Origin of the sequence: Streptomyces sp. NPDC087300, from assembly GCF_044744425.1 — a bacterium.
Taxonomy (GTDB): domain Bacteria; phylum Actinomycetota; class Actinomycetes; order Streptomycetales; family Streptomycetaceae; genus Streptomyces.
In genome coordinates this window covers 137,063-146,374 of record NZ_JBIUYI010000010.1, presented here as the reverse complement: position 1 = coordinate 146,374, position 9,312 = coordinate 137,063, and the positions used below count along the sequence as shown (strand labels likewise).

General features: G+C 73.0%; 2 protein-coding genes. Both read right to left on the bottom strand.

All coding sequences use genetic code 11. From position 1 onward, the window contains the following. Window positions 1-15: 15 nt before the first annotated feature. Entirely contained in the window at window positions 16-3,276 is a 3,261-nt protein-coding gene (gene fabD, locus ACIO9J_RS35170; RefSeq protein ID WP_402008507.1) for an ACP S-malonyltransferase, read from the bottom strand. Beyond that, a complete protein-coding gene (locus tag ACIO9J_RS35165) occupies window positions 3,273-9,272 on the bottom strand; it encodes an amino acid adenylation domain-containing protein (RefSeq protein WP_402008505.1) in 6,000 nt (1,999 codons plus the stop codon). The genes fabD and ACIO9J_RS35165 overlap by 4 nt, the downstream gene beginning before the upstream one ends. Between the last annotated feature and the right edge of the window lie 40 nt (window positions 9,273-9,312).

Below are 9,312 nucleotides of genomic sequence, written 5' to 3'. Positions count from 1 at the left end.
CCTTTGCTGCTCGGCTCAGAGCGCGGCGAATCCGGCCGCGCGGCGGCGCAGCAGTGCGGCGGTCTCGGACATCAGCTGCTCGGCGATCGTGTCGACGTGGCGCGCCTGCCACGGTTCGAGGTCGGTGCCGCGCACCCAGGAGTTGAAGGCGCCCATGGCGGGCCCGCAGTAGACGAGGTAGTCGACGGTCCGGCCCGGTTCGCCCCGCCGCGCGAGCGCGAAGCCGCGGTCGAGGTAGCCACGGAAGGCATCGGCCATCCGCCGCTTGGGGTCGTCGGCCGCGCTCCGGCCCGCGCCCGCCGCATCGAGCGGGCCGCGCAGGAACTTCTCCTCGATCTGCCGGCGGGTCGCCGCGTCGATCTCGTCGAGGGAGTCGTGGCGCCGCCACAGCTCGTGCAGCCTTCCCGCGCGGGCCGGCAGGAACACGCCGCGCTTGACGACCTGTGCGCGGACGCCGAGTTCGAACATCTCGGCGGCGGGCGCGAGCGCCACGTCGTGCACGTCGAGCTCCTGGAGCAGGTCCTTGACGGCCGTGCTGGTGTCCGCCTCCGGGGTGCACTGGTTGACGGACCCGGTGAGCAGGAAGTCCGCGCCGAGCAGGAACGCGGCGGCTGCGGCCTCCGGGCTGCCGATGCCGCCGGCCGCGCCGACGTGCACCCGGGGACCCGGACCCGCCGCGGCGTCGCGGAGGCGGACCACGGCGGGCAGCAGGGTGGCGAGGCTCCCCACGGCGTCGTACCAGCCGGAGCCGGCCTCGACGCACAGGTCGTCGGCGAGCGGGCGGTCCGCGTACCGCGCGGCGTCGTGCGCGGAGACCTGGCCGGAGTCGACCAGGCCCCGGACGACGGCGCCCGGGGCGGGCGCGAGGAACGCGGCCGCCATGTCGGTGCTCGACACCTTGGCGAGCACCAGGCCGCCGCTGAGCCGGTACTTGACGAGGGCGGGGGTGATCCGCAGGAAGCCGGACGCCTCGACGGTGCGTACGCCCTTGCGCAGCAGGAGGTCGACGAGGGCCGCCTCGCGCTGCGGGTCGGCGTGCTGGTGGAGCAGGTTCGCGCCGTACGCCCCGTCGGCGCCGAGGTCGGCGCGGACCGCGTCGAGGCCCCGCTCGATCTCGGGCAGGGAGAGACCGCCGGTGCCGAAGAAGCCCATGCTGCCTGCCTTGGCGAGGCGTGCCAGGAGGTCGGCGCCCGAGATCCCGCCGTACATCGAACCCGCCAGGTAGGCGTACCGCAGGCCGTAGCGCTCGCGGAAGGTGTCGGCGCCGAGCGCGGTGGGCCTGGCCGGGGCCGCGGGTTCCTGGAGGGCGGGCTGTCGGATGGCGGGCTCCTGGAGCGCGGGCTCCTGGAGCGCGGGCTCCTGGAGCGCGGGCTCCTGGAGCACCGGTTCCTGAAGCGCGGGCTCCGCCACCGTCAGCGGTTCGGCCTCGGCCTTGATCTTCGTGACGAGCTTGCGCAGCACCGCGCCGGGGCCGAGCTCCTGGAACACGAAGTCGCCCTTGCCCATCAGGTACCGCACCGTGTCGGTCCACCGCACCGGCGAGGCGATCTGCCGGGCCAGGAGCCGCTTCGCCTCGCCGGGCCCGTACGGCCGGGCGTGCGCGTTGGCGATGACGGGGATCTCCGGGTCGCGCAGGGCGAAGCCGTCCAGGTAGCGGCCGAACTCCTCGGCGGTGTCGCGCAGATAGCGCGAGTGGAAGGGGGCGCTGACGTTCAGCACCACGTAGTGCGCGCCGATTCCCTCGAACACCGGCTTGGCCAGGTCGATCTGGTCGGCGGGGCCCGCCAGGACGAACTGCGCGGGCGCGTTGTGGTTCGCGATGTCCAGGCCCGTCAGGCCGTGGTCGGCGAGCGCCTGTTCCACCGTGGCGAGATCACGGCCGAGGACGGCCGCCATCCGGCCGCCCTCGGCCCGGCTCATCAGCTCGCCCCTGCGCGCCACGAGCCGGAGCCCGGTCTCGAAGTCGAAGGCCCCGGCGGCGAACAGCGCCACGTACTCACCGAGGCTGTGGCCGACGAGGTAGTCGGGCGGCTCGGGGTTGTCGCGCTGTTCGCGCAGCCAGGTGAGCGCGCCGACCACGTAGAGCGCGGGCTGGGTGAACTGGGTGAGCTTCAGCTCGCGGCGCGGGTCCTCGACGCACAGTTCACGGATCGAGTAGCCGAGCACCGAGTCCGCGAGCGCGGTCCGCTCGGGGAACTCGTCGAAGAGGTCCTTGCCCATTCCCTTGGCCTGGCTGCCCTGGCCCGGGAATCCGTACACCTTCATGACACCGTCCTTGGGCTCGGGGGATGCGGGGGCCGCGGTGCGGTCCGTGCGCCGTTCGCGCGGCGCCACCGCCTCGCGCACCGCGGCCAGCGACCGGGCGTCGTCGCCCAGCGGCCCGAGCAGCGGCAGCGACCGTGAACGCGAGCCCGCGGGCAGGCCGTTCCGCGCGAAGTTGTGCAGGGTGCCCGAGGGTCCGAGGTCCAGGTACTGGTGGGGACCGCGCCGTTCGAGCCCGGCCAGGGTCTCCGCGTACTCGATGGGCAGCCTGGTGGCCCGCCACAGATGGTCGACCGTGATCCGGTCCACCTCACCGGCGGTGGCGCAGGACACGACGGGAATGCGCGGCGGCTTCAGCTCCGCCCGTGCCATGACGGCCCGGAACAGTGGCTCGCCGGAGTCCATCAGACGCGAGTGGAAGGCGTACGGGACCGGGACGCGGTGGCACACCACCTTGCGGGCCCGCAGCAGTTCCTCGGCGGCGACCAGGTCGTCGTGGCTGCCCGAGACCACGAAGTGGCCGGGGTAGTTGCGGGCGGCGACCTCGGTGCGTTCGCGCAGCAGCGGGACGTCCTGGTGGAGCGCCACGTCGTCGAGGACGGCGAGCATGCCGCCGCGCGGTGCGTCGCGCAGCGCCCTGGCCTGGCGGACCAGGAGCCGGAGGCAGTCCTCGGCGTCGAGCACGCCCGCGAGGACGGCCGCGGTGAACTCGCCGAGGCTCGCGCCGATCAGCAGGTCCGGTTCGATGCCGTCCGCGATCAGGGTCTCCGCCAGGGCCAGTTCGACCATGACGATCGCCGGGTGGGTGAACTCGATGTCGTCGAACGGTTCGGCGCGGCCGCGGCCCGGGGCGTACAGGGTCGCGAGCACCGACTCGCCGAGCTCTGACGCCGCGGCCGCGTCGAGGCGGTCGAGCGCGGCGCGGAACACCGGCTCCTTCTCGTACAGGGACCAGCCCATCCGGCTGTACTGCGAGCCCTGTCCGGCGAACTGGAAGACGACGGGCCTGCTCAAGCGCCTTCACCACCCTGCTGCTCGCGGATGTCCGCGACGCGGAACCCGCCCTCGTGGAAGACGCCGAGGCCGGGCGGGGCGGGACGGTCCGCGAGGGCGCCTTGGACGAGCTCGCCGACGCTCGTGCCGAGGCCGTCGAGGAGGGCTTCGAGGACGGTCCGCAGGGCGAGCAGCAGCCGGGTCGCTCCGGCGTCGGTGACCTGGTCCCTGTGGTAGGAGAGGTGCACGGTGACGACGTTGGTGGGGAACACGTCCAGGCGCAGCGGGAAGCCCATCTTGGAGACGAAGAACGCGGTGCCCGAGCGCTCCATGGTGTCCACGCCGACGTTCTGGAACACGATGTAGCTCTCGCAGGGCAGGGTGCCCGCGGGCAGGTCGCTCCAGCCGAGCGCGGTGTCCAGCGGCGTGGTCTCGTGGCCGCCCAGCTCGACGAGCGCGTCGAAGACCTCCTTGAGGAAGTCTCCCGCCGCGCGGCCGCGGTCGAGTCGGGTGCGCAGCGGCAGGATGTTGAAGGCGGGGCCCACCGTCGTGGAGAGCGCGTCGAGGTCGGCGACCGGCGAGGACCGCCCGGCGAGGAGCACGCCGTGCACCACGTCGTCGGAGTCGGCGCACGCCGCGTTCACCAGCGCCCAGGCGCCCTGGAACAGCGCGTTGAGCGGGAGGTGGGCGCGCTGGGAGAGGCGGCGCAGACCCAGCGTGGTGTCCCGGTCCAGGGTGATGATCTGGCGGGCGCAGCCGTCCTCAGCGGGGCTCTCGGGCAGCTGTCGGCGCAGTCCTTCGGAGAGGGCGGTCGGCCGGGTGAGGCCCTTCAGGGCGCGCCGCCAGTACTCCTCGGCGGGCGCCGTCGGCAGTGCGCGGGCGCCTTCGACGAACTCCTTGAACGGCAGCCTGTCGGGTGCGGGGCTCGGGGCGCGGCCCGTGGCCGCCGCGTCGAGCAGCTCCTGAAGCCGGTCGGTGACGATCTCGAAGCTCCACCCGTCCAGGCAGAAGTAGTTGAGGCTCACCACGACCAGCGCGGTGTCCCCGTCGAGCAGCGCGACCAGGTAGCGGAGCCCGGAGGCGCTGCCGAGGTCGACGCCGCGCTCCCGGTCGGCGGCGAGGTAGGTCTCCAGGCGGGCGTCCTGCTCGGCGCCGGGCAGGCCGCGCCAGTCGGCGAAGGCCGTCTCGGGTGCGGCCTCCTCGTGCACCACCTGCACCGGCTCGGCCAGTCCCTCCCAGGCGAAGGTGGTGCGCAACAAGGGGTGTTCGCCGATCAGCTGCCGGAAGCAGTCGACGAAGACGTCCTCGCTGAACTCGGAGACACGCAGGAGCTGCATGCGGTGCACGAGGAAGAGCCCGGGTTCGGGGCGCTCCCGCCAGACGCCGAGCGCCCACTGCTGGAACGGGGAGAGCGGGTAGACGTCGACGACTCCGGGTGCGTCGGACAGCGCGCGCAGTGCGGCTCCGGCGTCGGGTCCCGCGGCCTCGGGCCGCTCGGGCGCGGTGGTGCCGGTCTGGGCGGCCCGCTCGTCCAGGGCGGCCGCCAGGGCGGCGACGGTGCCGTGCCGGAAGATCAGCTGGGGTGCGAACTCAAGGCCGCGCTGCCGGGCCTTGGCGACGACGTGGATGGTGTGGATCGAGTCGCCGCCGAGCTCGAAGAAGTTGGTGTGCACGCCCACGTCGTCCAGGTCGAGGACCGCCGCCCACAGCTCGGCGAGGGTGTGTTCGGTGGGGGTGGTGGGTGCGGCGGACGCGCCGTCGGCGTCGCCGTGGTCCGGCACCGGCGGCAGCGCGTCACGGTCGAGCTTGCCGTTGACGCCGACCGGCAGGGCGCGCAGCGGCAGGAACGCGGCGGGGATCATGTAGTCCGGCACGCGGTCCTTGAGGTGGCGGCACAGCTCGCGCACCAGCTCGGCACCGGCCCGGTGGAAGGCGGGGTCGTTGGTCAGGGCCTCCGGCTCGCGCGGCCCCTCCGGCAGGGCGTCCGCGAGGCGGTGGGTGCCGGTGCGGCTGAGCAGGACGGCGTAGCTGCCGTCGGTCGCGTCCGGCATCCAGGCGACGGTGACGGTACGGCCGGTGTCCTCGCCGAGCCGCCACCACTGCTCGGGGTCCAGGTGGGCGGCGGGGTCGGGTGCGGCGTCGCGGACGAGTGCGCCGACGATCTCCTCGCCGTCCCTGTCGCGCAGCTGGTCCCGCTTGACGTTGACGGCGGCCAGGCGGGCGTTGGGCACGCCGAGCACCGCGAGCGCCTCGGGCTCCTCGTCCGCCAGGCGGCGGCGCACCGCGGCGAGTCCCCCGCTGTCCGGCCAGTCGAGGGTCACGATGTCCTGGTCCTCGGCCGGGTCGCCCGCCGGCTCCGCGACATGGAGCACGGCGTCGTAGCGGTAGCGGGTCAGTTCGTTGTCGTGGTGTCCCCGGCGCAGTTGTACGTCGACGCCGCGCAGGTCGGGCCGTGCCGTGCCGAGTGCGGTGAAGAACGCGGGGTGCACGAGCAGTTCCTGCTCCTGGCGGGCCTGGCGGGCGATGCGGGCGCGCAGGCGGGCGACGGGGAGCTTCGCCGTGGCGCGGCTCAGCTCGACGTCGGTGTGGAAGGTGTCGAGCAGCGCGAGGTTGCGCAGGTCGCCGACGAAGACCGCGCCGTCGCCGGTCAAGCTGTCCAGCGCCTGGCCGAGGACGCTGCGCAGGTAGTCGGCGTCGGGGAAGTACTGGACGACGGAGTTGAGGATCACCACGTCGAAGGGCTCGTCGAAGGCTCCGGCGATCTCGTCGGCGGCGCGCCGCGACAGGGTGACGCCCGCGAGTTCGGGGCGCTCGTCGACCAGTCGCGTACGGACGAAGTCCAGGGCGGCCGCCGAGATGTCGGTGCCGTGGTAGCTCTCGCAGTGCGGGGCGATGCGGGCGAGCAGCAGGCCGGTGCCGCAGCCGATCTCCAGGACCCGCCGGGGCTTGAGGGCGAGGATGCGCTCGACGGTGCCGTCGACCCACTCCCGCATCTCGTCGGCGGGCAGCGGTTCGCCGGTGTAACTGCTGTTCCAGCTGATGATGTTGAAGTCCGCGTCGCGCGGGTCGGTGTCCTGCGCGTAGGCCTGGTCGAACACCTCCGCCCACTGGGCGACCGACGCGGTCATCGGGTCCTCGTCGGGCGTCTTCGCGGCGGTCCCCGTGCCGGGCACGAGGTAGGCGACGAGCTGCTTGTGGTCGGGGTCGCGGACGTCGTCGCGGGTGACGACCGCCGCCTCCAGGACGTCCGGGTGCTGCGTGAGGGCGGCCTCGACCTCGCCGGGCTCGATGCGGATGCCGCGGACCTTGACCTGGAAGTCGGCGCGGCCGCGGTACTCGATCACCCCGTCGGGCAGCAGCCTGGCCAGGTCACCCGTGGCGTACAGCCGCTCGCCGGGGGCGCCGAACGGGTCGGGGACGAACCGCTCCTCGGTGAGCTCGGGCCGGTTGTGGTAGCCGCGGGCCACCTGGACGCCGCCGATGTGCAGTTCGCCGACGACACCGACGGGCACCGGGTTGAGCCGCTCGTCGAGGATCAGGACGCGGGTGTTGGCGATGGGCCGGCCGATGGGCACGATGCCCCGCTCGTCGCCCGGCACGCACTGCCAGGCGGTGACGTCGACGGCCGCCTCCGTGGGGCCGTAGAGGTTGTGCAGCTCGGTCTCCGGCAGCCGGGCGAAGAACCGCTCCTGGAGGGCGAACGGCAGCGCCTCACCGCTGCACACCACGCGGCGCAGGTCCGCGCAGTGCGCGGCCAGGCCGTCCTGGGCGAGGAAGATCTGCAGCATCGACGGCACGAAGTGCGCGGTGGTGATCCGCTCCTCGCGGATCACCTCGGCGAGCCGCGCCGGGTCCTTGTGCTCGTCGGGTCCCGCGACGACCAGCGTCGCGCCGGTCAGCAGCGGCCAGAAGAACTCCCACACGGAGACGTCGAAGCTGAACGGCGTCTTCTGGAGCACCCGGTCGGTGCCGTCGAGGCGGTAGCGGTCCTGCATCCACAGCAGCCGGTTGACGATGCCCCGGTGGGTGTTGAGGACGCCCTTGGGCTGCCCGGTGGAGCCCGAGGTGTAGATCATGTACGCGAGGGAGTCCGGGCCCGCACCGTGCGCGACCGGCTCGTCGGACTCCTCGGCGATCTCCGCCCAGCGCGTGTCGAGGGCGACCACCTCGGCGTCCGTCGGGGGCACTCCGGACACCAGGTGCTCCTGGGTGAGCACGATCCCGGGAGCCGTGTCGTCCAGCATGAACGCGCGCCGCCGCGCGGGGTGGTCCGGGTCGACGGGGACGTACGCGGCCCCCGACTTGAGCACGCCGAGCAGCGCGACGACCAGTTCGACGGAGCGTTCCGCGCAGACGGCGACGGCGGTCTCGGGGCCCGCGCCGCGGCGGCGCAGCCAGTGGGCGAGCCGGTTGGCGCGGGCGTCGAGCTCCGCGTAGTCGAGCCGCTCGCCGCCGAAGACGAGCGCGGGCGCGTCGGGGGTGCGCAGGGCCTGGTCCGCGATCAGGTCGTGCAGGCAGCGGTCGGCGCCCTCGAAGTCCTTGGCGGTGTCGTTCCACTCCTCGACGATGCTGCGGCGCGCGGGCTCCGGGAGCACCGGGAGCCGGGAGGCGGCGAGTTCGGGGCGGGCGACGGCGGCTTCAAGGACGACGCGGAAGGAGTCCATCAGGCGGCGTACGGTGTCCGGTTCGAACACGTCGCGGTTGTACTCCACCTCGACCAGGAGCTCGTCGGCGCAGTCGACGACGCTGATCCACAGGTCGAACTTTGAGGTGTCGATCCGGACGCCTTCGATCGCCTCGATGACCAGCTCGTCGCCGGGCTTGAGCTCCCTGGCGGGCAGGAAGTTGAAGCAGACCTGGAACAGCGGGTTCTGCGACAGGTACCGCTCGGGCCGCAGCGCGTCGACGAGGACCTCGAACGGCACCTCCTGGTGCTGCTGGGCGCCGTTGACGACCTCCTGCACCCGGCGCAGCACCTCGCTGAAGTCCGGGTCCCCCGACATGTCCGTCTTGTAGACGAGGGTGTTGACGAACATGCCGATGAGCGGCTCGATGTCGACCTGGGTGCGGTTGGTCACCGGTGAGCCGACGGGGATGCCGCGCTGGCCGGTGTAGCGGTGCAGCAGCACGTTCAGCGCGCCGAGGAGCACGACGAACAGGCTGACGCCCTCGCGACGGCACAGGGCCTGCAATGCGCCGCGCAGGGAGTCGGGATAGACGTCCCTGAGGTCGCCGCCCTCGAAGGTCTGGACGGGCGGCCGCGGCCGGTCGAGCGGCAGCTCCAGATTCTCCGTACCGTCGCCCAACTGGCCTCGCCAGTAGTCGAGTTGGTTCTCAAGACGGTCACCGGAGAGGTACTCGCGCTGCCAGACGGCGAAGTCCGCGTACTGCACGGTGAGGTCGGCGAGCGGGGAGGGCCTGCCCGCGGCGAACGCCTCGTACAGGGTGAAGAGCTCCTGCCAGAACAGGCCGAGCGACCAGCCGTCGACCACGACGTGGTGGGCGTTGAGCAGCACCACGTGCAGTTCCGGTTCGACGCGGTAGAGGGTGATCCGCAGGAGCGGCCCGGTGGCCAGGTCGAACGGCCTGCGCCCCTCGTCGAAGATCAGCGCGTCGAGCCCGGCCGGGTCCTCGGTGACGTCGACCAGCCGGATGGGAACGCGGACGTCGGTCAGGATCTCCTGCCACGGTTCGCCGTTCTCGCTGGGCAGCCGGGTGCGCAGCGACTCGTGCCGGCGCACCACTTCCTCGGCGGCCCGCTCCAGGACGTCGCGGCGCAGCGGCCCGCGGACCCGGAAGCTCATCGGGACGTTGTACGCCGGGCTTTCGGGCACCATCTGGTCGAGGAACCACAGCCGGCGCTGGGCGTAGGAGAGCGGCGGACGGTCGTCGGCCGGGCGGCGCGGAATGCCGGTGCTCCCCGACGCACGGGCCGCGCCGCTCAGCTTCTCCAGCAGGGCCCGCTTCTGCGGGGACAGTCGCGCCTTGCGCGAGGCGGCGAGATCTTCGCGGGACATGGCGGGGAAACTCCTCAGTGTCGTCGACGGCGTCCTGGCT

What these genes read in the sequence shown, in the direction of transcription:
- ACIO9J_RS35165 (WP_402008505.1), bottom strand. Translation starts at nt 9,272, where the DNA reads ATGTCCCGCGAAGATCTCGCCGCCTCGCGCAAGGCGCGACTGTCCCCG.